The 22,491-nt window shown below is 59.7% G+C and carries 19 protein-coding genes, 1 tRNA gene and 1 pseudogene; 15 read left to right on the top strand and 6 right to left on the bottom strand.

The genetic code is table 11. From position 1 onward, the window contains the following. Positions 1–28: 28 nt before the first annotated feature. Together DLM45_RS13545 and DLM45_RS13540 are read right to left on the bottom strand one after the other, a co-directional pair. Positions 29–784, bottom strand: a complete 756-nt coding sequence (locus DLM45_RS13545) for a hypothetical protein (RefSeq protein ID WP_181337610.1) — start codon at positions 782–784, stop codon at positions 29–31. A gap of 180 nt (positions 785–964) precedes the next feature. Next, entirely contained in the window at positions 965–1,732 is a 768-nt protein-coding gene (locus DLM45_RS13540; protein WP_181337609.1) for a TorF family putative porin, read from the bottom strand. A 322-nt stretch (positions 1,733–2,054) separates the two neighbouring features. Between DLM45_RS13540 and DLM45_RS13535 the strand changes: the two genes are divergently transcribed. The 3 genes from DLM45_RS13535 to DLM45_RS13525 all read left to right on the top strand — a co-directional run bounded on the left by DLM45_RS13535 (position 2,055) and on the right by DLM45_RS13525 (position 5,798). Next, a complete protein-coding gene (locus tag DLM45_RS13535; protein ID WP_181337608.1) occupies positions 2,055–2,795 on the top strand; it encodes an SDR family oxidoreductase in 741 nt (246 codons plus the stop codon). Positions 2,796–3,038: 243 nt separating this feature from the next. Further along, a complete protein-coding gene (locus DLM45_RS13530; protein ID WP_246317386.1) occupies positions 3,039–4,379 on the top strand; it encodes a glucosaminidase domain-containing protein in 1,341 nt (446 codons plus the stop codon). A gap of 27 nt (positions 4,380–4,406) precedes the next feature. Continuing rightward, complete coding sequence (locus DLM45_RS13525; RefSeq protein WP_181337606.1) at positions 4,407–5,798, top strand: glucosaminidase domain-containing protein; 1,392 nt, start codon at positions 4,407–4,409, stop codon at positions 5,796–5,798. 16 nt (positions 5,799–5,814) lie between these two features. Here the strand turns inward: DLM45_RS13525 and DLM45_RS13520 are convergent, their stop codons facing one another. Then, positions 5,815–6,783, bottom strand: coding sequence for a hypothetical protein (locus DLM45_RS13520; protein ID WP_181337605.1), 969 nt, complete (start codon positions 6,781–6,783; stop codon positions 5,815–5,817). Positions 6,784–6,908: 125 nt separating this feature from the next. On the opposite strand from DLM45_RS13520, the gene uvrC reads away from it, so the two are divergent. The 6 genes from uvrC to DLM45_RS13490 all read left to right on the top strand — a co-directional run bounded on the left by uvrC (position 6,909) and on the right by DLM45_RS13490 (position 14,523). Beyond that, positions 6,909–8,912, top strand: a complete 2,004-nt coding sequence (gene uvrC, locus DLM45_RS13515) for an excinuclease ABC subunit UvrC (RefSeq protein ID WP_181337604.1) — start codon at positions 6,909–6,911, stop codon at positions 8,910–8,912. A 116-nt stretch (positions 8,913–9,028) separates the two neighbouring features. Then, positions 9,029–11,617, top strand: coding sequence for a DUF3772 domain-containing protein (locus DLM45_RS13510; protein WP_181337603.1), 2,589 nt, complete (start codon positions 9,029–9,031; stop codon positions 11,615–11,617). Positions 11,618–11,689: 72 nt separating this feature from the next. Next, entirely contained in the window at positions 11,690–12,277 is a 588-nt protein-coding gene (gene pgsA / locus DLM45_RS13505) for a CDP-diacylglycerol--glycerol-3-phosphate 3-phosphatidyltransferase (RefSeq protein ID WP_181337602.1), read from the top strand. A gap of 6 nt (positions 12,278–12,283) precedes the next feature. Further along, positions 12,284–12,562, top strand: coding sequence for a molybdopterin converting factor subunit 1 (gene moaD / locus DLM45_RS13500; protein ID WP_181337601.1), 279 nt, complete (start codon positions 12,284–12,286; stop codon positions 12,560–12,562). Between the two features lie 4 nt (positions 12,563–12,566). Then, positions 12,567–13,034, top strand: coding sequence for a molybdenum cofactor biosynthesis protein MoaE (locus DLM45_RS13495; RefSeq protein WP_181337600.1), 468 nt, complete (start codon positions 12,567–12,569; stop codon positions 13,032–13,034). Between the two features lie 178 nt (positions 13,035–13,212). Then, complete coding sequence (locus tag DLM45_RS13490; RefSeq protein WP_246317384.1) at positions 13,213–14,523, top strand: N-acetylmuramoyl-L-alanine amidase; 1,311 nt, start codon at positions 13,213–13,215, stop codon at positions 14,521–14,523. Positions 14,524–15,131: 608 nt separating this feature from the next. Here the strand turns inward: DLM45_RS13490 and DLM45_RS13485 are convergent. The 3 genes from DLM45_RS13485 to DLM45_RS13475 all read right to left on the bottom strand — a co-directional run bounded on the left by DLM45_RS13485 (position 15,132) and on the right by DLM45_RS13475 (position 18,314). Next, the gene (locus tag DLM45_RS13485) at positions 15,132–16,064 is read right to left on the bottom strand and encodes a diacylglycerol/lipid kinase family protein (protein ID WP_246317383.1); all 933 of its coding nucleotides are present in this window, start codon (positions 16,062–16,064) and stop codon (positions 15,132–15,134) included. Positions 16,065–16,169: 105 nt separating this feature from the next. Further along, entirely contained in the window at positions 16,170–17,066 is an 897-nt protein-coding gene (gene rpoH, locus DLM45_RS13480; protein WP_181337598.1) for an RNA polymerase sigma factor RpoH, read from the bottom strand. A 183-nt stretch (positions 17,067–17,249) separates the two neighbouring features. Continuing rightward, positions 17,250–18,314, bottom strand: a complete 1,065-nt coding sequence (locus DLM45_RS13475) for an RluA family pseudouridine synthase (RefSeq protein WP_343062308.1) — start codon at positions 18,312–18,314, stop codon at positions 17,250–17,252. Between the two features lie 33 nt (positions 18,315–18,347). Here DLM45_RS13475 and DLM45_RS13470 point away from each other — a divergent pair, with 33 nt between their 5' ends. From DLM45_RS13470 to DLM45_RS13445, 6 genes and pseudogenes are all read left to right on the top strand, one after another. Then, the gene (locus DLM45_RS13470) at positions 18,348–18,734 is read left to right on the top strand and encodes a hypothetical protein (protein ID WP_181337596.1); all 387 of its coding nucleotides are present in this window, start codon (positions 18,348–18,350) and stop codon (positions 18,732–18,734) included. 129 nt (positions 18,735–18,863) lie between these two features. Beyond that, positions 18,864–18,939: transfer RNA gene (locus DLM45_RS13465), tRNA-Glu, on the top strand. A 519-nt stretch (positions 18,940–19,458) separates the two neighbouring features. Then, positions 19,459–20,334, top strand: coding sequence for a PAS domain-containing protein (locus DLM45_RS13460; RefSeq protein ID WP_181337595.1), 876 nt, complete (start codon positions 19,459–19,461; stop codon positions 20,332–20,334). Positions 20,335–20,439: 105 nt separating this feature from the next. Then, positions 20,440–20,874, top strand: a pseudogene (locus DLM45_RS13455) (PAS domain-containing protein); the annotation flags it as partial. Then, positions 20,781–21,275: a diguanylate cyclase gene (locus DLM45_RS13450; RefSeq protein ID WP_181338330.1), complete on the top strand. Its 495-nt coding sequence runs from the start codon at positions 20,781–20,783 to the stop codon at positions 21,273–21,275. The pseudogene DLM45_RS13455 and the gene DLM45_RS13450, both read left to right, overlap by 94 nt. 575 nt (positions 21,276–21,850) lie before the next feature. Beyond that, positions 21,851–22,465: a YceI family protein gene (locus DLM45_RS13445; RefSeq protein WP_181337594.1), complete on the top strand. Its 615-nt coding sequence runs from the start codon at positions 21,851–21,853 to the stop codon at positions 22,463–22,465. Positions 22,466–22,491: the final 26 nt, after the last annotated feature.

The following is a 22,491-nucleotide window of genomic DNA, read 5'->3' as shown; positions in this document are numbered from 1 at the left end:
ATCCGTTGAGATAAAGCTGGGTTCTTAGCTAAGCGACTTTGTGCATCCGCTCGGCACGCCAGGCCTGCGGTGCCCGCGCGATGAAACCGACGCCTGCATCCTTTGCCAGACGCTCGATCGTCATCGGATTGATGCTCCACGTTCCAGCGATGCTGAGCACATGCAGCTCGGTCGGATGGAGATGAAGCGCGCCGCCGAGATCGCCGTGACGATCGCGGATTCCGCGCAGCTCGACCATCGAAAGCCCGATACGACGCTCCGGCTTCGAAAGCCGTCCCGCATCCCAGACGAGGCCATCCTCACCGATCGCCACCGCTCGAACAGCGATGCCGCGTTCGAAACGCGCCCATGCGTAAAAGTCGATGATCGGGAAGGAGGCGAAATAATCGCAGCAGCCGAACTCGCGTGACAACCGCTCAATTAATGGCGCGGCTTTGTCGATGAAGGCGCCACCCGTGGGCAGCGGCAACGCCACGCCCGCAACCAGCGTCCAGCCTTTGATCGGAGGCGCAACGAATACGAATGAATCGGAAAGATCGACGTCGTAGATCGCGCCTATACCGGAATTCCAGTTGGCGGCGCGTGCCTCTTCGAGGCCGAGAACGTCAAGCAGGCGGGAAGCGTCCGTTGTTTTAACGGCCAGCCACGCCATCTCGCTGCCAAACGGCTGCGGCCGGTCCGGCGCGACGTCCAGCGTAACGCGACGCGGCAGAAGACGAGGCGCCAGCAGAACTGCCGCCACAGCCATCGTCAGAAGCACAGAAATGACAACCGCTGGAATCAAGGATCAGATGCCCGCAACCAAGCCTCACGCCAAGTAGTGTCGTGAGTTGCCGCTTCCTGCAAGACTTCTCAGCGACTCACGTGAAATTCTCTCGCAGTGTTCTATGTGACTCGCACTGCTTCAGACAAAAAAATTGGGGCCCCGAAGGGCCCCAAGCGAAGACGAGAGTTGTATTTCAGATTAGGGCAGCGAGACGCCGGCAGAGAAGACGAAACGCGAATCTGCATTACCATTATCGAAGCCATTCGAAGCCGTCTGGCCGATGTTCGTATCCCAGTAGCGGAAGTCCATGAAGAACTTGTCGACTGCAAGCTTCAGACCCGCGTTCCAGTAGGTGTAATCCTTCTGGCCGAGGAATGCGCCGTCAGCCCAATCGCTGTTCCGCGAGCTGGTCGAATAGCCAACGATACCGCCGATGGTCGGCGTGAACATCGCGAACTGCGGCAGCTGATAGCTGACGTTGCCTTCGATCGTTTCCGTTTCCGGATAAGCAAAGCCCTGGTTCGGCGTGAAGTAGCCCGTGACACCCATCGTCAGGTTGGTGACCGGCGTGATCGAGGCGGCAACCTTGAACTCGACGTAGTCGAGATCGCCAGCAATCTTTGAGTCGGGGTAGGTGTACCAGAGGACACCGATATCCCAGCTAACCGGCCCGGTTACAGGACGGATACCAGCGGTGACGTCCATTTCGAACGGCCGAGCTGCGCCATCGATGTTAGACCCCCACAGGCCGACGTAGGCAATGCCGTACCGGAGTTCGATCGACGGCTGGAATGCCGGATCGCCGTTCGTCAACGAAATGCCGCGGAAGATATAGTCGCTCGTAGCGGTCATCGAGATCGTGTAGTCAAATTTTCTTTCTTCGTCTGCCGACGCTGTTGCCGACATTCCAGCGGCGGCAAAGGCGAGAGCCCCTACAGCAACCGCAAAGCGTCCAAACTTAGCCATTTAATAACCCCCAAAATCACGTCCCGAGCGCGATCCCCGGTCAAATTTGATTCTCGCTGCTTGAAGTCAGATCAACGTTTCGGAGCCCATTCCACAAGCGTTCTGAGTGCAATTGGCCCACTTGCGCCATGCGCTGGTGCCGAGCCGCAACAATGATAACTAGAAGAGCGCTCAAACCCGACAATTTGCATCCAAAATAGGCAATTGCCGCTGTTGCAATATCGCCAATCCCGACCAATCTCCCTCGAAACAACCGCATCCGACGATATGCGAGTCGTTCAGCGCACATGATTCGAGATCGGAAGTCTGCTACCCCGGCCCGATGACCCAGAAATCCGAACGACAGAAGTCTGCACTTATCACTGGCGCCGCCCGGCGAATTGGCCGTGCCGTGGCCCTCGAACTGGCGCGCGGAGGGTGGGCCGTCGCCATCCATTACCGAAATTCATCAGTAGACGCCGAAAAGCTGGCGGAACACATCCGCTCTGAAGGCGGCCGCGCCGAGATATTCTCCGCCGACCTCAAAGACCTCGCCGCGATCGATCGCCTGGTGGCGGACATCGGCCGCTCGATGGGTCCGCTGACCGCACTCATCAACAACGCCTCGGAATTTCAGCCCGACAGCATCGAGACGCTGGACGAAGCAACCTGGGACCTGCACCTGGACGTCAATCTCAAGGCGCCAGCCTTCCTCTCCAAAGCCATGGCGGCGCAACTGCCCCCGGACGCGGAAGGCAACATCGTCAACATCATCGACCAGCGCGTGTGGAATCTGACGCCGGACTTTTTCTCCTACACGGTCTCAAAAGCCGGTCTCTGGGCAACGACCCGGATGCTCGCCCAGGCCCTCGCGCCGCGCATCCGCGTCAACGCGATCGCCCCGGGCCCCGTGTTGCAGAGCGTCCATCAGACGGCGCAGGATTTCGCGCACGAAGCACAATCAACGCTGCTCGGTCACGGCCCAACCCCGGAAGAGATCGCTGGGGCCGTTCGCTTCATCCTCGCAACGTCGTCCATAACGGGACAAATGATCGTGCTCGACGGCGGCCAGCACCTCACCTGAGGACGCGCCGAGCGCAAATCGAGTAATTATCAAATGCTCAGCGGGCCCGCTCGCGCCCCAATCTGACCCCGGCCCGTTCGCAATGCCGCCCTATTGGTTGGCGATGCTCGATTCGGCCCAGGGGGGTCGTCAATACTTTCTTAACGTTAAGCGCCTATGAACCTTAATTGGTATTGTTGGGCGCTCTCTGAGGGGTGCCGCGTCGTTATGGGTGGATCCATGATTTGCCGCGTGGGAGCGCCATTGGCGTTCATCATCGCTGCAGCCAGTGGTATGGCTGCCGTTTCTCTGCCGGCGTTCGCCGCCGACCTTCCACAGATCAAAGTGAGCAAGACCAACACGGTCCCGGCGTGCGCTACGCCCGGACGCATGATGGCCTTCCTCAACAATCGAAACCCCAGTCTCGATCCCCGTTTCTCAACGATCGCCGCAGATTACATGCGCGTCGGCGAGGAACTGAAGATCCGTTGGGATATCGCGTTCTTCCAGATGTTGCTGGAGACCGGCAACCTCACCTTCAAGGGTGACGTCTCTGCCTCGCAGAACAACTTCGCAGGTCTCGGCGCAACAGGTCGCCGCGTTCCGGGAGAAAGCTTCCCCGACGTTCCGACCGGCGTAAAAGCCCATCTTCAGCACCTTCTCCTTTACGCTGGTGAGCATCTCGACAATCCGGTCGCCGAGCGCACGCGCAAGGTTCAGGAATGGGGCGTGCTGACCTCGTGGCTGAAGGCTCAGTCCGGCCCAACAGACTTCGAGCAGCTTGCGAAGAAGTGGGCGCCGACATCGCGCCGCTACGCACGTGACATCTCCGGCATCACCGAATCCTTCTACGGCAGCCCATGCCGCGCGGCCGATCCGCAGCCGGAATTGCTCGCGCTCGCGCGGCCAGGATCCGCACCCGTGCAGCCGTCCGCCGCCGATCCAAAGATCGCGATGGCCGAAGATGCATCGTCAGATACGGACACAACTCCGAAGATTTCCGGAGCCGAACTCGCGCGCAAGGCGAACGAAGAAGCACGCAAATCCGGTTCGTTCGCACGCTGGAGCCTAGGTGCCGAACTGCCGAAAGACGACACGCCCGCCGTCGCCGTCGGCGAGCCCGCTCAGACTGCAAAGCCGCAAACCGTGAAGATCATCAACGCGGAGACCGAGCCCGAAGTCGCGGCATCCGCACCGGCTGGCCAGACGCCTGCCGCACCTATCGCCAAAGCTGAGCAGGAAAAACCCGCCAGCACAGCGAAAAAATTGACGACAAAGAAGATCAAGACCGCGGCCCTCGGCGCAGGCACCAAGTCTGCCGTCACGCCGGACAATGCGGTGAAGGCTGCGCCGACGATCTCTCCCGCTCCGCGCCCGTCTTGCAAAGTCTGGACTGCGAGCTACGGCGGCGGCCATTCCGTGATCATCAAAGCGAAAGCCGATCAGCAGGACAACTACACGGTTCTCGACGTCAACGAAGGCGCAGAGAAACGCGAAGCTGACGCCTACATCGCAGCTTACGCGAAGGGCGGCGTATCGGTGGGCCAGTTTTCAAACCCATCGCAAGCGCTCGATAAGGCCTTCGAACTCTGCCCGGATGGTTGAGTGTTGGCCGCTGTCGTGAACCCGCGCATGAGTATCAAGTACAGGGAAGTGTCAGCTATGCGCTCGGCGCTTCTCACCTCCGCGGCTGCTCTCCCGATTATTTTTGCCGCGACGGGCGCACTCGCCGCTCCCGCAATCCGGACTGACGCAACCAATCGCGTTCCGGCATGCGTGACGCCGGAGCGCCTGATGGCGTTCCTCACTGAGCGCAACGATCGCCTCGATCCGCGCTTCCGCGGCATCGCGCTTTACTACAAGCACTACGGCGAAGGATGGCGAGTCCGCTGGGACTACGCCTTCTTTCAAATGGCGATCGAAACCAACTTCCTGAAATTCAGGCGCGGTGACGGAAAGCGCGGCGACGTTCGCGAAACGCAGAACAATTTCGCTGGCATCGGCGCGACCGGAGGCGGCGTTCCAGGTGAACGCTTTGCCGACGTCCAGACCGGCGTCCATGCACAGATCCAGCATCTCGTCGCTTATTCTGGCGAACACCTCGCGGCTCCGGTCGCAAAGCGAACGCGCGAACAGCAGAGTGGCATCATCCACCTATCTTTGCGGCTCGGCCGCCCGGTGACATTTGGAGATCTGGCGCGGCGTTGGGCGACAGACCGCAACTACGCCAAATCGATCGACTTCATCGCCAACAGTTTCGCCCAGAGCTACTGCAACGGAGCGCCGGTGCAAACCGCTCGCGATACCGTTCCGCCAGCGCCACAGCCCGCTCAACGCAGGCGCGCGTTGCCGTTCCCGCCTCCGTCAGGACTGGGTGGTCCGAAGCCGAGCGAAATCGAAGATCAATCCGCAGATATCGAGATCGCTGCCGATGCGGAAGAACTGCCCTGGCTTGCGAAACCCAAGCCCGCGCACACCGATACACCCGCACGGCCGGCCTCGTCCAAACCGAAGCCCGCACCCGGAAAGCAGAAGCCTGCTCAGCAAGATCGGGTGAAAACGATCTGGTCCCGCGACGCCGTCATACAATCCGACGGTGGATCGCAAGACGCCCCATCGCGGAATGCGTCCGGCGATCCGGCTCTCGATAGAAACACCGCCGAGAGCACGACTTCGCCCGCACCGGCAGCGCCTTCAGGCTTGCCCGTTTTTAAGATCACGCCTTCAACCGGTCCGGAACCCTCGCGTCTCGGCGGACCCGTGCCGGACATTCGCAACGCACCCGCGAACAGCAAACCATGCCGCATTCTGATGGCGAGTTACGGCGGAACGAAAACGCTACTTCTCCGCTCCGAGACGAACGGCGAAACGCAACTGACGGCGCTCACCGTACTCGACGGCTTCGAGAAATCGATGTTCGAAACCTATCGCCGCGTAACCAGCCCGGCAGCAGAGATCGTTGGTGAATACGCCGACAAAGACTCCGCCCTCGCCGACGCACGCAGCAATTGCCCAACAGATTGAACAAGCGGACGAAGCGTCAGGGCGTCGGCTGAAAGTATTTGAGCGCGGCCGTCGAAACGGCTCCGCCGACGACACACGGAATGCCAAACTCGACCTGCCCCATCACACCGGCGGCGACGCATCCCAGCGCGAACACCGTTTGCCCGGCTTGCCCCCACCAATTGTAATTGCGCAGGTTTTCCGGGCCTTTTGCCTTCAATTCTTCAATCGAAGCCAACGCATCTTTGCGCAGCTGCGATAGCTCGAGGCTTTCCGCGGCGTCGATGACTTCAGCAAGCGGCTTTCTTACTTTTGGGTCGGAATCGGCCGAGATCTTCCTGATCATCATCAGCAGATCGTTGTCGCGTGAGGCGTTCTGCGCCAGCGTCCATTTTGCCATCGCGCCGATCGTGAGCGTCTCGACCTCGTTCTTGTCGCCCGCATATTGTACGGCGGCGACAATGCGCCGAACTGGCGCCTCCCACCCGGTCGCGAAATAATAGCCCCAGTTCAAATCCATGACCGTCGCATCGTCTTTGATCTGCAGCGCCGTCAGAACCGGCTTGTCGCCGTAAAGATATTTCTGAATGAGTTCCTTGCGCGCGGGCATACGCTCGACGAACGATGACAGGAGCGGACGCCATTTCGGCAAGCCCGAATACGCGATCCCCTTGATGATGATGACCTGGTTCTCAGGCGGCATCGGAAACATCTGCTCGACGAGGTCTGAAGCACGATCGCCGTTGGCGCCAATGGCGCCCGCCACAAAACCGATATAGAGCGCCGACTGCTCCGCATCCTTGGTGACGCCTAGCGCCGATATCGCTTTGACGGCCAGCGGAATCCGGCCGGGCTCGGGATGGTGCCGATACCCGTTGATCCACCTCAGAAGCTCTTCGCTACTCGTAAACGGCTTCTGCGGCTTCTCTTTTGCTGGCTTCGCAACGGCGGCAAACGGGAAAACGAAGGCCAATGCGAACGCCGCAAAGGTCAAAATTGGGCGCATGGTTCCCCCTTTACGCACACAGTCCCATGGCTGAACCTTGAATCGACGCCCCGCAGGTGGTGATTTTGTGGCGCATGGGGCAACGCCTTGCTTGACGTTTGGCCTGCCCCAATTTTAGGTGCGCCATGACCGAAGATCAGCCGCCCGCGGATTTGGCGGCGACCCCCAGTCGGCCGCCAAAATCCGGCACCGATGTTATTGCGGGATATCTCAAAACACTGCCTCACACGCCGGGCGTCTATCGCATGCTCGATGCGGAGGGAGAGGTAATTTATGTTGGCAAAGCGCGGTCGCTGAAAGCGCGCGTCTCCAATTATGCGCGCCTCCAGGGCCACACGAACCGCATTGCGCGCATGATCCTCGCAACAGTGTCGATGGAGTTCATCACCGTCCGCACCGAGGCCGAGGCGCTGCTGCTCGAAGCCAATCTCATCAAACGCTTCCGCCCGCGCTTCAACGTCCTGATGCGCGACGACAAGTCGTTCCCATACATCCTGATTGCGCGCGATCATCGCGCTCCTGCCGTCATGAAACATCGTGGCGCTCGCAATCGCAAAGGCGAATACTTCGGCCCATTCGCATCCGCTGGCGCGGTGAACCGCACCGTCAACATGCTGCAGCGCGCGTTCTTGCTGCGCTCGTGTTCCGACAGCGTTTACGAAAGCCGCACGCGGCCGTGTCTGCTGTTTCAGATCAAACGCTGCTCGGCCCCTTGCACCGGAGAAATCACGCTCGAAGACTATTCCGGCCTCGTCGGCGAAGCCTCTCGCTTCTTGAGCGGCGAAAGCCAGACCGTGCGCGAACTGTACCAGCGCCTGATGCAGGATGCGGCGGAGAAGCTCGAGTTCGAGACGGCCGCCAAATACCGCAACCGTCTGTGGGCGCTCGCCCACGTCACCGCCGATCAATCGATCAATCCCGAAGGCGTCGAGGAAGCTGACGTCTTCGCCGCCTATCAAGACGGCGGACAGACGTGCATTCAGGTCTTCTTCTTCCGCACCGGACAGAACTGGGGCAATCGCGCCTACTACCCGAAGGCCGACCGCGCGCTCGATGTCGCGGACGTTCTCGATAGTTTCGTCGCGCAATTTTACGACGACAAACCCGTTCCGCGCTTGATCCTACTCTCGCACGACGTCGCAAACCGCAGCTTGCTTGCCGAAGCGCTATCGACCAAAGCCGAGCGCAAGGTGGACATTCGCGTGCCATCGCGCGGCACAAAGTCCGGCCTCGTCGAGCACGCGTTGTCGAATGCGCGCGAAGCACTGGGACGCAAACTCGCGGAAAGCTCATCGCAAGCGCGACTCCTCGAAGGCGTTGCCGAACGGTTCGGACTGCCCTCAGTGCCGCGCCGGATCGAAGTCTTCGACAACAGCCACATCTCTGGAACGAACGCCGTCGGCGGCATGATCGTGGCGGGCCCGGAAGGCTTCGTCAAAGGCCAATACCGAAAGTTCAACATCAAGTCGCCGGACACAACACCGGGCGACGATTACGCGATGATGCGTGAAGTTCTGACCCGCCGCTTCCGGCGCATCTCCGATACCGAGGTGCTCGAAGAAATCGAGACGGAAGTCGCCGAGCTCATCGCGGACACGACAGGCAATCCTGTCGACGTACCGCTACCGCAAGACGAGGAAGATGTTCCCGACGAAGATCAAGTCTTCCCTGACCGCCCGGACCTCGTTTTGATCGACGGCGGCTTGGGCCAGCTTTCCATCGCACGTGAAGTTCTGAGCAGCCTTGGCTTGCACGACATTCAGTTGATCGGCGTCGCCAAGGGTCCGGATCGCGACGCTGGCCGGGAGCATTTCCACATCCCGGGACGCGAGCGCCCGATGATGCTCGAAGCACGCGACCCTGTGCTCTATTTTGTTCAGCGGCTTCGAGACGAAGCGCATCGATTTGCAATCGGCACCCACCGCGCCAAACGCTCGAAAGCGATCGGCGTCAATCCGCTCGACGAAATCGAAGGCATCGGTCCAACGCGCAAGCGTGCGTTGCTGAAGCATTTCGGCTCCGCCAAAGCCGTTTCCCGCGCCGGAATGGAAGATTTGAAGGCCGTCGACGGGATTTCTGCGGATATGTCCCGAAAGATCTACGATTTCTTCCACGAACGGCCACAATAACGAGGCTGATGCGAGCAAAAGACGCTGGTGCTTCGCGCTTCTCTTGCCCTAATTTCGCGGCACTTGGGGGGCCGTCGCCCAGACATACTTCTTCTCTTTAGGGTTCTCGATCTCTGATGCTGAGATACGCCGCTGCACTCACAGTTGCAGTCTTCTTGTCCGTGACTTCGGCCAGCGCGCAAAGTCAGCCGCAGCCGCACGTCGCCAATCCTGAAAAGCCGATCTCGGCAACATCTCCGGCACCCGCCAAAGCGCAAGCCGCGCCAGCGCCTGCCGCGACGCCAGCACCCGCTCCAACAGCAGAGCCCCCAGCCGCCGCGGCAACAACTCCCGCCGCTCCCACAGCAGCACCGGCGGCGAACCCGGCACCCGCAGCGCAGCCCGCTGCTCATCCGGCACCAGCCGCGCCTCCCCCACCCCCACCTGTCCAGGTTTTGCCAGCGGAGGTGAACACCACCATCAACTCGATGGTCGGCGTGATGGATGGCGCGGAGAAAAAGCTGACCGCGATCAGCAATGCAAATACCGACCTCGGCACGCTTCGCGACCAAGTGGACAGCGTTATCGCGAAATCGACGCAGACCGCCGATGGTTTGCGTCCACGGCTTGCCGACCTGCAGCATCAGATCAGCAAGCTCGGTGATCCGCCTGCCGAAGGATCACCACCCGAAGCCGCGACCGTCACAGCCGAACGCGCACGCTTGCTCGCGGAATCATCCGAGCTTTCCGGCGCCGTCAAAACGCTGGAAGTGACGTGGTGGCGCGCACGCCAAGCGATCGACAAAATAACGGGCCTTCGCCTTCAGCTCTTCGTGCGCAGCCTCACCGAACGCATCACGAGCCCGATCTTCCCGGAATTCTGGAACGACATCTCGCGCGCTGCGCCGAGCGTTTCCTGGCGTCTGAAATATAACGCGACCGATTGGTGGTCGTCCGTCAATCAACAGAAGATCAACGTCACGCTGCTGCTCGCGGCAACGGTCGGCCTTTACCTGTTCTTGAAAGCCGTCGCGCTGGCGCTAATCCGCTATCGACCGAAACCTGATGGCACACCGCCGACGTTCTTCGAACGCGCTGCATCCGCGTCTTGGATAATCCCCGTTCGCGCGACGCCCGCAATCGCATCGGCGCTGCTTCTCTACGGCGGGCTCGATTACCTTGGCCTGCTCTATTACCCGACTGCAGCACCCGCCAGCGCAGCATTGCTGCGAGCCGCGCTTATTTTCATTGGCGTATCCGCGCTTGTGAGCGTCGTGTTTGCGCCGAAACGGCCCGAGCGCCGCCTCGTGCTCCTGTCGGATCGAAGCTCGCGACGAATTTCGCGCCTGCTTAAGCTGCTTGCGCTGATTTATTCGACCGACCTCTTTCTCTCGGCGTTCGGACAGATCCTGTATTTCCCGCTGTCTATGAGCGTGCTGCAGTCTCTCGTTGCCAGCATCTCATTCGCCATCGTGCTCGCAGGCCTGCTGCTGACGCCGTTCGAGTCGAGCGAAGCCTCTCCGATGGTCCGCGTGGGACGCAGCGAACCTCTGTGGCTCAAGCTGCCGCTTTGGATCGCGGCGCTCGCGATCGTCGCCTGCTGCCTGTTCGGCTATGTCGCGCTTGGCCGCTTCCTGGCGCAGCAAATGGTGATGACGGGCGTTGTCGGCCTCGTCGCAACGTTGCTGTATCTGGCCATTCGCGCGTTCACGCGCGGCAGCACGACGTCGAACAGCAGTTTCGGAGCGTTGCTGCAAGATCGGATGGGCTTCGATGATGTCCGCCGCCGTCAGATCAGTTGGCTGACAGAGACGGTCCTGACGTTCTGCGTCATCTTTGCCGTCATCCCGGTTTTGCTGCTGCAATGGGGCTTCTCAGGACCGGATATCCGAGACTGGCTGAAATCCTTGCTGTTCGGTTTCGAGATCGGACAGTTCCGCATTTCCCTTTTCCGGATTCTGATCGGCGTCGGCATTTTCCTGGCGCTGCTGTTCCTGACTCGCGTTGTTCAAAGCCGCTTGCGCGAGAACGTTCTGATCCGTCCGCGTATGGACGCCGGCATCGCAAACTCGATCGACACGACGGTCGGGTATGCAGGCACCGCACTCGCGGCGATCATCGCGATCTCCTACGCCGGGTTCGACATCACCAACCTCGCGATCGTCGCTGGTGCGCTTTCAGTCGGTATCGGTTTCGGCCTGCAGTCCATCGTCAACAATTTCGTCTCCGGTCTGATCCTGCTCATCGAGCGCCCCATCAAGGTCGGCGACTGGGTCGTGATCGGCGGCGAACAGGGAACGGTAAAAAACATCTCCGTCCGTTCGACCGAGATCGAAACCTTCGATCGCGCCAGCCTCATCGTGCCGAACTCCGAACTCGTCACCGGCCGGGTTCTGAACTGGACGCACCGCAACGCGCTTGGACGCGTCGTCATGAAATTCAGCTCTGGACCAGACACAGATCCCCGGCGGGTCCTGGCGATTTTGGCCGAATGCGCGGGTCGCCATCCAAATGTGCTGCGCGAACCGGCCCCTGTCGCCGTTTTCGAGGGCTACAACGAGGACACGACCGATTTCTCGCTGCGAATTCTGCTGCCCGACATTTCGCACGGACTGACGGTGCAGTCGGACCTGAGAGTCGCGATATTCGAGGCTCTTCGCCGCGCCGATATCGGTGGTGCCAAGGACTTCGTCGCCCACCCCGCCACGGGAACCGCTGCGGGCTGATTTCGAAGCGTTTTCGTCTGTTTGTTCCAACCCCCATTGACGGGGCCGCGCCGCTGCGGCTACCCCAAGCCCATGGACCGTGTCGCACGCCGCTCGTTTCCGATGAGCTTGCCAAACATTCTGACCTACGGCCGGATCGTTGCTGTTCCGGTTCTCGCCGGTGTGCTGTTTTTCGGCACGAGCGAAGCTGCCCGCTGGCTCGCGTTTACCATTTTTGTGGTGGCCTGCCTGACGGACTGGCTCGACGGCTATCTGGCGCGCATCTGGGAGCAGCAATCAACGCTTGGGCGCATGCTCGATCCGATCGCCGACAAGCTCCTCGTCGGCGCAACGTTGCTGATGCTCGTCTACGTCGATACCATCGGCGACTGGTCGATCTGGGCTGCGATCATCATTCTGTCACGTGAAATCCTGGTTTCAGGATTGCGAGAGTTCCTGGCAGAACTCAACGTGAAGGTGCACGTAACGCAGCTGGCCAAATGGAAAACGACGGCGCAATTTGTATCCCTGGCGCTGCTGTTGGCTGGCCCCGCGGCAGAGGAAATCCTGCCCGGAACGACCATTGCCGGAATCGCGCTCCTTTGGGTCGCCGCACTGCTGACGTTGCTGACCGGCTATGATTATCTGAAGGCGGGCATCCGCCACGCCATCAATCGCTGAGGCGCTATGACTGCAGAAACTCAGAAACCCGAAGTCGTATTGCGCTACTTCGCCTGGCTGCGCGAACGCACCGGCTTCTCCGAAGAGCGCATTCGCCTCCCCGAGGGTATCGAGACGGTCTCCGACGTTCTGCGCTGGCAGACAACGCGCGGCCACCCGTTTGACGTTGCGTTCGCGAAACCGGATCCGATCCGCGTTGCCCTTGACCGAACGCACGCGAAGACAAGCGCATCCATCGCAAATGCACGCGAGATCGCGTTCTTTCCGCCCGTAACGGGAGGCTAACGCGATGTCCGTCCGCGTCGGAGAAGCGGATTTCGATGTCTCGGCGGAACTTGCAGCCGTCGCCGGCAAAGACCACGGCGTCGGCGGCGTAGCGATATTTGTCGGCAAGGTTCGCGACCACGCAGGCGGCGAAAAGCTGACTTCTATGACGCTTGAACACTATCCGGGCATGACCGAAGCAGAGCTTGAACGCATCGAAACCGAAGCCCAAAGCCGTTTCAAGCTGTCCGGCTCGCGGATCGTGCATCGCGTCGGCACGCTCGCGCCCGGCGACAACATCGTGCTGGTCATCGCCACCTCGCCCCACCGCAAAGATGCGTTCGACGCAACCGAATTCCTGATGGACTACCTGAAGACGCGCGCGCCGTTCTGGAAAAAAGAATCGCTCGCCAACGGATCGACTCGCTGGGTCGAAGCGCACGAGAACGATGCGCTAGCCGCCGCCGCCTGGACAACGCCCAGCGCCGATTGAGTTGCTGCGGCAGCCAATCTTCAAACGCAAAGAAATCGCGATTTAACGAGGGCTTAACTCGCGTCCAGATATCCTTAACGGGCGTACCACTCTGACCGCCAAAACGCCATTTTCCATGGGCATACAGACGATTGTGGTGCCCGAGGGAAATTGGGGGCGCGCCACGGGGGAATTTGGAATGCGAAGTTTGGCACATCGTGTGCTGCGTTCAACGTTTGCTCTTTCTCTGCTGATGACGTTCGTCATGCCTTCGCAGGCGGCTGACGTCCTCGCTAAGGCTGCAGCAATCGCAAATCCCGACGAAGTTCAGCTCGCCGTTGCCAGCCCGGAAGGGGCGCCGGCAGTTCGGCAGGACTCGCTGCGCACCCGTTTCGTCGTCGGCCTCGAACGCAAGGTCGACTATAGCGTCTTCGCGATCTCTCATCCGAACCGTGTCGTCATCGAACTTCCGGACGTAAAGCTGCGCCTTCCCTCCCATGACGCGAACAAGCCCGTCGGCCTCGTAAAGGCATTTCGTGCAGGCCTCGCGGCACCAGGAAAAACCCGGATCGTTATCGGCGTAACCGAACCGGTGATCGTCGAAAGCGCAAATATTGAAAAAGGAGAGAATGGCGACTCTCGGCTCGCTGTCATCATTCGCCCAGCCGCCAATCTTTCAGCCGATGAATCCAGCGCTGCGGCCAAGGCCGGTGCCACCAAAAACATTCAGCCGCCCCTTCCCCGCCCAGCCGTAAGTCCAGCAGAACGCGCCGAACGCGCGGCGCGCGCTTTCCGCCCCATCATCGTTCTCGATCCGGGCCACGGCGGACACGACTCCGGCGCTGAAAAACTCGGCGTCGTCGAAAAGAACGTCGTGCTCCAATTCGGTCTTGTTCTGCGCGATCTGCTGGAAAAATCCGGCCGCTACAAAGTCATGATGACTCGCGACGACGACACGTTCGTGCCGCTCGACAAACGCACGGCCTACGCTGAGCACCACAAGGCAAGCCTCTTTATCGCAATCCACGCGGACTATGCGGGCGGACGTTCGAGCGCGCGCGGCGCAACGATTTATACCCTGCGCGACCGCGTCGCCAAAAACCTTGAGCGCTCGGCTCAAGGCAGCGTCGCCGATAACGTGCTGTCGCCGGATGAAATCAATACGGTCAAGGAAGTCAGTTCCGACGTCGGTGCCGTCAAAAGCATCCTCGCGGATCTCGCTGGCCGAGACGTTGCACGCACGCACGACCGCACAGGAATGTTCGCCAAAGCCGTGATCGAGAACATGGGCGAGAGCACGCCGATGCGCAACGACCCCGACCAACAGGCAGCGTTCCGGGTCCTGAAGACGGCGCAGTTCCCGTCCGTACTGATCGAACTCGCTTACGTTACGAACAAAGCCGATGCAGCCAATCTCAAGTCAGACGAATGGCGCGAGAAGGTTGCCCAGTCGATCGCCGATGCAATCGACAACTATTTCTCGCACGACATCGCCCGCCTGCCGATGTGATAGACCGCACGCGTGGCCCATCGAAACGCATGACATCCCAAAATAAAAAGGCCGGCTCGAAAGCCAGCCTTAGAATTTCTGCGTGGCCGGGAGTTGTCGCACTCGACCCGGCATGCCTCAGTTAAGTTCTACTTGGGGGATGTTTGATGTGTTGACGCCAGAGCAGAAACAACCAACGCTGACCGTGCGGCGGATCTTGGCGAGCGAACGCTTCGCCGCAGCGGGACAAACCGTTTGAACGGTGACAGCGCTTCTGCATGAGGCACTCCATCTTCAAAATATCCGCACCCGCGCCCCTGAGAGCGCGGCCTTCTCGGCCGGTGCAACGCACGCGAACGCTCAGCACACGGGCTCGCTGAGTGGCGCGCTAACGTCTGAAGTTCGGCAGTGAAGTAGCGGGAAGGGTTGGACAGGTTCGTGAAGGTGTCGGGCACAAACTCAGACGACGCTCCCTCGGGCAGCCCAGTCCATTGCTGCCACGCGCCGTTTGAAGTCATCAGCCGGTCCGGTCGGATCCGGCTCAGAGAAGAGAAGGGCATAGACCCAAGGTTCTCGCTCTGACGCTCGCACTGCGTTGCAGAGGTTAAGCTCCGCAACCCTTCACCTCTTCAAGGTAAGCGATTCGTGTGACGTTTCGTAAGATCAGCAACATGGCTGTCAGGCACGATTAGGCGAACGCGTGGCCCGTCTGCCGTAATGACCAGCGGAGACAGATCCGCAACGTCTCCATCGATCTCGATCGGCACAGGCCAGCGATGCCCGACGGCGGCTTTACGTACGGGCAACACGGAAACGCCTTTGGGGCAGGTCTCGCCGGATGCCAGCCGCCCCAGCGCCAAAGCAATGGCGTGTCGCGAAAGCGCAAACCGGCTTTGCGCTTCAAACACCACCGCCACCATGCTCTCCTCCCCGACAACCGTCTCGCGCGTCAGCACCAAAGATCCGCCATAGCGGCTAGCCAGCGTGATGATGACCCAACTCGCTTCGAACAGGCGCCCATCAATGTCGACGTCAAACACAACCGGCCCTTCGGCCAATGTCTTGAGCACCGGCACCGCATAAGCGGCGCGGCCGAGGACGCGCTTGGCACGGTAGTTGAGGCGCGAGACGATGCGCGCATCGAAGCCCGCGCCCGCCATCAGAAAAAACGGCTTCCCGTTCGCAAGCCCGCTACCAACGTCGATAACCTTGCCTGAGAGCAGCGTTCGGGTGACAACCCCAACGCGCCGCGAAAGCCCCAGTTCGTGCGCCAGCACGTTGCCGGTTCCAAGCGGTACGAACCCGACCGGCAGATCAGTTCCCGCTGCACCCGTTGCCACCGCGCGGAACGTGCCGTCGCCGCCTGCCGCGATCACCGCGTCGGGAGCGTCTGCCGCCTTCGCCAGCTCTGCCACCCGCTCACTGGCCTCCTCAGCGCTCCGGGAAGGCACCTGAAAGACCTCGCAACCCTCCGCCCTTAGACGCGCCAACACGCCGTCCAGCAGCCGGGGAAGCGCATGCCCTGCACGGGCGTTGAAAATCAGGGCAAAGCGTCGGCGCATCGATTTCTGCAAAAAGCTGTGGCGGCACCGGATGATGCCGCCACGCTTTATAGAGCAATGCTGTTAGCAGTCGCGGCCGAAAACGCTGTCAGCCACGGAGCCGCATTAGGTGGCTGCGCCAGCCGGCGCCTCAGCGCGCCGAGCCGTTGACGTTACCGCCTTCTGCACCTTCTCGAACGCACGAACTTCGATCTGCCGGATACGCTCCCGGCTCACTCCGAACTCTTCGGAAAGCTGCTCGAGCGTCGAAGGATCTTCCGACAGCCGCCGTGCTTCGAACACACGCCGCTCGCGATCGTTCAGAACGGACATAGCCGAAGAGAGGTACGATCTCCGCCGTGTCAGTTCCTCATCCTCTACGAGACGGTCTTCCTGCGTCGGCGTATCGTCGACCAGCCAATCCTGCCACTCACCGGATTCCGACTCTGCACGGATCGGCGCGTTGAGAGACGCGTCACCGCCAAGCCGCCGGTTCATGTTGACGACATCATCTTCCGGCACGCCGAGCTTGGTCGCGATCGCCTTGATCTGATCGGGCCGCAGATCGCCGTCATCCAGCGCCTGCAGCTGGCTCTTCGCGCGCCGCAAGTTGAAGAACAGTTTCTTCTGCGCCGCCGTCGTGCCCATCTTCACAAGGCTCCACGAGCGCAAAATGTACTCTTGAATGGAGGCACGGATCCACCACATCGCATATGTGGCGAGACGGAATCCCCGTTCGGGATCGAAGCGTTTCACCGCCTGCATCAGCCCGACGTTGCCCTCGGAGATAACTTCACCGATCGGCAAACCGTAACCGCGATAACCCATGGCGATACGCGCCACGAGGCGGAGGTGTGACGTGATGAGCTTCTCGGCGGCGTCTGAATCCTCATGCTGCTGCCAGCGTTTTGCGAGCATGTACTCTTCGTCGGGCGCGAGCATGGGAAACTTGCGGATCTCCTCGAGATACCGCGTGAGGCCGAGTGAACCTCCGGCCAGAGTAGGAAGACCTTTTGCTGCCATGAGCCCTCTGAGACGAACCTTGACCCGTTAGGACGGTTCGGTTCGCCACTCCCTTTGCTGTGGCGGGAGTCTATATTCGCGCCCCGTACGCCACACGTTACATAGTGGTAAAATCCGGCATTGCACGCTCCGTTCCCTCACGTTGAATTGAGAAGAGGTGTGCTAGGTATTAACGCGTTCGCCCTAGGTCTTCCGTCGCGATGGACGCGTTTTTCCGCCCGGTGAAACGCGCGGTTTTTCGGGCTCCAGAGACGCACGTAGTTCCTCGAGGTCCTTCGGCAACGGACTGATGAAACTCAGTTTTTCGCCAGTCACAGGATGCTCGAACGCTAAGCCTTCGGCGTGAAGTGCCTGTCGCGAAAGGCGCGTCACCAGGTCACGCGACCTGTCAGTCAGGGAAGCCGTCCGCGTCTTGAAACCGGCCCCGTAGACCTGATCGCCTAGAACTGGATGGCCGATATGCGATAGATGCACGCGGATTTGATGCGTACGCCCCGTTTCCAGTTGTAGCCGAAGCAGCGAAACGTCTCCCGTCTCGCGCTCGCCCGTGTAAACGTCGACCACCTCGTAATGCGTCTTCGCGAATCGGCCCGCCTCAGCACCGCGCGCCACAGCAATCTTGGTGCGATTTGCGCCGCTACGCTGCAGCCGCGCTTCGATCGAGCCTTTGCGCAAATCCATCCGCCCCCAAACGAAAGCCAGATAGCTTCGCTCGAGCCGTCCATCCAGGCCGTGGCTCTTGAACTGATCGGCAAGGCTTTGATGCGCGGCATCCGTCTTGGCGACGACCAACAGACCGGACGTGTCCTTGTCGAGTCGGTGCACGATCCCCGGACGCTTCACCCCGCCAATGCCGGATAGACTGTCGCCGCAATGTGCAACGAGCGCATTCACCAGCGTGCCGGACGCATGCCCTGCGGCCGGATGCACGACCAGCCCGGCAGGCTTGTCGATGACGATCAGGTCATCGTCCTCGTAGACAACCGCAAGCGGAATGTCCTCTCCTGCAACGTCCGTAGGCTCGGCGTCGGGCACGGTCAGCCGATACGTTATGCCCGGTTTGACCGGGGTGCGCGCCTCCCCTATCGTCCCGCCGCCGCTCACCCGGCCCTCCCGGATGAGTGCCTGAATCCGGGCACGGCTCACATTGCCTATCTTTTCGGCCAGCCAACGATCGATCCGCTGGCCGGCGTCATCCGGACCAGCAGTCAATTCGATCGAGCCTGAGAGTTTCGCTGCGGTCGTCACGATCACGCGATCAATAGAAAGAATTCGATTTCGATGACCCAAGGCAAACCCCAGCCATCCACGCCCGACTTGATGCGCGAACAGCGCGTACAGCGCAACCTGAAGATCGTCGTCATCTTATTGGGCATGCTGATCTTGCTGGGTCTAGGTGCCGTCATCGCGAAAGTCACCGGCCTCGCCACGGGACGGTTCGGCCAATCCGCACGGCCCGGCGTCACTACCACCATCCCAGCGTCGTCCGCGGCCGCATTCAACCTCGAAATCCCGCCGGGAGCCAAGGTTGTATCGATCTCGATTTCGGGCAGCCGCCTCGCCGTCTATTACGAAGGCGGCGGCGAACCAGGCATAGCTGTGATTGACATCGAAACAGGCCAGCGGGTCGTCGACGTAAAGCCAATCGGCGCGCTGCCCCACAACTAGGCCCGGCGATCCCTCCGCCTCGACCGAAACTCGCTCGCGGATCGCAACTTTTGCCTCAGGTGCAGAGCCTCATCTATCTTCGGGGTTGATCCGCAACGGGCAACCCTTTACACGTCGCATCTTGCGCCGGCCCCGTTCGTCTAGTGGCCTAGGACACCCGCCTCTCACGTGGGCAACAGGGGTTCGAGTCCCCTACGGGGCGCCAATATTCCTCTTACTCTGTTTTTGATGACGGGGCGGTCGGACTTCAGGTTCGGACCGCGAAGGCCCGTTGGATAGCGACGCTCCTCAACATACCCTCAACTCCTCAGCCTATGATAGCGCGCCAACTCACGCCGCAGAAGTACTTCAATGAGTGAAGTCAGTTGCGCGCGCCGATCCGCAAATCGAAATCAAGCGCAACGACAAACGCACGCCGCGTACTGCGCAATTTGTTCAAATACACATCATTTCTTCTTCTTCGTCCGCACCGAATAAATCGACTAAAGTCTTATACTGCGAAGGTTCATTTACGTCTGAGAAACCGACTTCAGAGCCGTGTTATTAATAGATGCGACATTACACTGTTCGGACTAGTCAAGTGATCGCGATACGTGGTTGGCTTCGGCGGACGGCCGAAAAGAGAAATCGTCAAAGTATTTCGAGCAGATCGCCGCTGAATGCGAATACAGGGGAATTCCGGAAAAAGCTGATCTGAGCTCGGTCAAAAGGGACAGGGCAGGATATGAGAGAGTTCCACACCGACCCGTCGGCCCGCTCATCGATCAACGTAGGGCGCCGGTGGCTTAAAGCGCAAAGGGCATTGGACTGGCCGTCTACCGGGCTGCCCGAACTCGATGATTGGGATCAGGCTATCGCCATAGTTGCGCGATTGGTTGCCTGCTCCTCTGCTCCAATGGCGCTGATGATCGGGTCAAACGGCATTCTGTTCGCCAACGAAGCCGCCGAACGCCGACTGTTCACCGAAACAACCGAAGCCATCAACGGACGCTCGGTGTTCGACGTCCTCCCGCGAAACGCTGCTTTCTTTAAATCCGTCCTGACGCAGGCTCAGACAGGTAAATCCCTGAGCTTTCGAGAGCAGGCACTGTGCCCAACATCCGGCGACCTCAAAAGCGCCAGTTGGTTCAATCTCGATTTTATTCCAGTCACCGATACAGACGGAAACATTGCCGGCGTCCTGGGCATGGCAAACGATATTACCCCATTCGTAAATCGCATCGACAGCCTCAGCGATTCCGAGCAACGCCTGCGTCACGCACTCGATGGCTCCGGCATGGTCGGCATATGGACCCTCGACGTTGCAACGGGCATCAGCACCGCCGATGCAAATGTCGCGCGCATATATGGTTTGGCGGAAAAGACCTGCGAAGAGGGCATAAATGACAGCCTCTTTTTCAAGGCAATCCATCCTGACGATCGCGAACGGGTAAGAACGTCGCTTGCCGAAGCAATCGCTTCAGGCACACCCTATCGCAGCCGATATAGGATCATAGACAAAAACAAAAACGTCCGCTGGGTGATTGTATCGGCAAAGCCCATTCAAAATGACAACGGCGGCATCGCCCGCCCTGCTGGGCGTAGTCGTCGAAGTGACTGACCAAATGAATACCGTCTCTGCACTCGCCGAGAGCCGGTTTCAATTCCAAACCCTCACAGAAACGCTGCCGCAAATCGTCTGGAGTTGTGACGTGAAGGCCGGCACGACTACTTCTCCGCACGTTGGAGCGAGTTCACTGGAATTGAGCCTGCGGACATCACCGAGGACACGTGGAAATTCCTCGTTTATCCGGAACATCAGGCCATGGTCGCTTCAGTCTGGACGAAGGCTTTGCGCACCGGAGAGGCCTACGACATCGATTATCGCTTCCGTCACCGTTCCGGCGAGTTTCGTTGGCTGAGAGTAATGGCGCTTCCTATCCATGACGATGAAGGACGGATCATTCGATGGTTCGGCACAAGCACAGACGTGCACGATAGCTACATCGTGACCGAAGAAAGAGAACGCCTCGCGCAGGAGCTAGAACGCATTGCCACAGAGGATCAATTGACCGCGCATACACGCGGCGCGCCTTCATTGAACGGGCAATTGCTCGACTGGACCAGGATCGCCGTCCGAAAAAGACGACAAGCCTTCTGATGCTGGATATCGATCATTTCAAATCGATCAACGACAACTACGGGCATCCAGCCGGTGACAAAGTGTTGGCCGCAGCCGCGCGACGCATCAAGACCGCGGTTAGGGAACGCGATTTTGTTGGCCGGCTTGGAGGTGAAGAGTTTGCGGTGTTCTTGCCCCAATGCTCTCGGCGACAAGCGATCGAGATCGCTGAGCGAATCCGATCTTCGATCGAAGAAAATCCCATATTGCTCGACGATGGACGCCGAATTTCTATCACCATAAGCATCGGCGCAACGTCCGATTCCGCCTCCAGAACCTCTCTTGAGCAACTTCTATCGTCTGCCGATCAGGCTCTATACGGCGCAAAGTCCGAGGGTCGAAATCGCGTTCTCTTTTCCGCACCTGCGTTGGTGGAGTAAGCGACGCTTCGATACTTCGGAAGCGACCGAGACTATCTCAATCAGACTGCAACACCGGCAATAGTGAAACGAAATTTGATCGCGGTATCGCACGCTGATCTCTGCTCACCGCCCCTGCGGAATACCCCGCTATTAAGCGCTGGCAATCGGCGCAACACGGTCTAATTCCGCAGCAGTGATAAAGCAGCGAGTATTTCTCGAACCAAATCTCGCCATTCTCATCGCGTGAGGTGCTCTGAGAACCCTTCGCATGTAATGCCCATTCCAATTGGGGGCGCGAAAGTCGAGTCACGCAAGACGTGCCACAGCCGGACCAAGCATCAACAGTGTTGCCGGTGCCAAACAGCTTCTTCCACCCCATGAAACGACGCGGCGAGAAGCATGATGGCTGCAATGATTTTCGAGCTCAGCATCGCACTGCTTTGGCCCGCAGTATTGTTCGCGGCCGTCTGGGCGATCGCCGCATATGCCCTATCTGAAAAAGATCAAATCTCGAAGGTCGTCGAAACGCTGACTCAGAGGATTGGAAGCGTTGAAACAGATCCTTCAGATGTATCGAAAGTAAAGGCTAAGCGATGAAACCGACGCTTTCGCCAATCCCATCCGCCGCGATGAGAACCGCCATTTCCCTGATGCTCGCTGCAGAATTATTGGCAGCGTGGGCGCCAACAGCACACGCCACGCGTTTCGAGTTCGACAAGCGGCGCACCGAAGTCCGCTTTATCTACACGATGGCCCTTTCGAAACAGCGCGGCCGCTTCACCAAAGTCAGCGGCACGCTCGATTACGATGAAGCCGCGCCCCAAAAGAGCAAGATCAATGCCTCGATTGCCACAGCCAGCCTGACCACCGGCGAAGCGATCGTGGACGACAAGCTAAAGGGTGAATCCTTTTTCAACGTAAAGTCATCACCCGTCATCGCCTTCAAAAGCCTCGCCGTGCGCGCCAACTCGCCCACAGCCGCCGATGTATCGGGTGAAATAACTGTCAACGGCATCACTAAGCCGGTCGAACTCAAAGTCAGTCTGGAACCTCATGACGACCCTGCGCTGAAACACGACACCGGTGCTCGCAAATTCCTCGCAACAACGCGCATCCAGCGCAGCGCATTCAAGATGACCGACTATCAGGCAATGGTCGATGACGACATCGATATCGAAATCGATGCAATCGTCCGACCAAAGAAGTGAGCACACGGAGGCACTCACCTCTGATA

The organism is Hyphomicrobium methylovorum, from assembly GCF_013626205.1.
Taxonomy (GTDB): Bacteria; Pseudomonadota; Alphaproteobacteria; order Rhizobiales; family Hyphomicrobiaceae; genus Hyphomicrobium_B; species Hyphomicrobium_B methylovorum.
This window is presented reverse-complemented; position numbering and strand designations above follow the sequence as displayed.

What these genes read in the sequence shown, in the direction of transcription:
- pgsA (WP_181337602.1), top strand. Translation starts at nt 11,690, where the DNA reads ATGGACCGTGTCGCACGCCGCTCGTTTCCGATGAGCTTGCCAAACATT.
- DLM45_RS13470 (WP_181337596.1), top strand. Translation starts at nt 18,348, where the DNA reads ATGACCCAAGGCAAACCCCAGCCATCCACGCCCGACTTGATGCGCGAA.
- DLM45_RS13460 (WP_181337595.1), top strand. Translation starts at nt 19,459, where the DNA reads ATGAGAGAGTTCCACACCGACCCGTCGGCCCGCTCATCGATCAACGTA.
- DLM45_RS13525 (WP_181337606.1), top strand. Translation starts at nt 4,407, where the DNA reads ATGAGTATCAAGTACAGGGAAGTGTCAGCTATGCGCTCGGCGCTTCTC.
- DLM45_RS13535 (WP_181337608.1), top strand. Translation starts at nt 2,055, where the DNA reads ATGACCCAGAAATCCGAACGACAGAAGTCTGCACTTATCACTGGCGCC.
- DLM45_RS13540 (WP_181337609.1), bottom strand. Translation starts at nt 1,732, where the DNA reads ATGGCTAAGTTTGGACGCTTTGCGGTTGCTGTAGGGGCTCTCGCCTTT.
- DLM45_RS13485 (WP_246317383.1), bottom strand. Translation starts at nt 16,064, where the DNA reads ATGCGCCGACGCTTTGCCCTGATTTTCAACGCCCGTGCAGGGCATGCG.
- DLM45_RS13495 (WP_181337600.1), top strand. Translation starts at nt 12,567, where the DNA reads ATGTCCGTCCGCGTCGGAGAAGCGGATTTCGATGTCTCGGCGGAACTT.
- DLM45_RS13445 (WP_181337594.1), top strand. Translation starts at nt 21,851, where the DNA reads ATGAAACCGACGCTTTCGCCAATCCCATCCGCCGCGATGAGAACCGCC.
- DLM45_RS13490 (WP_246317384.1), top strand. Translation starts at nt 13,213, where the DNA reads ATGCGAAGTTTGGCACATCGTGTGCTGCGTTCAACGTTTGCTCTTTCT.
- uvrC (WP_181337604.1), top strand. Translation starts at nt 6,909, where the DNA reads ATGACCGAAGATCAGCCGCCCGCGGATTTGGCGGCGACCCCCAGTCGG.
- moaD (WP_181337601.1), top strand. Translation starts at nt 12,284, where the DNA reads ATGACTGCAGAAACTCAGAAACCCGAAGTCGTATTGCGCTACTTCGCC.
- DLM45_RS13520 (WP_181337605.1), bottom strand. Translation starts at nt 6,783, where the DNA reads ATGCGCCCAATTTTGACCTTTGCGGCGTTCGCATTGGCCTTCGTTTTC.
- rpoH (WP_181337598.1), bottom strand. Translation starts at nt 17,066, where the DNA reads ATGGCAGCAAAAGGTCTTCCTACTCTGGCCGGAGGTTCACTCGGCCTC.
- DLM45_RS13510 (WP_181337603.1), top strand. Translation starts at nt 9,029, where the DNA reads ATGCTGAGATACGCCGCTGCACTCACAGTTGCAGTCTTCTTGTCCGTG.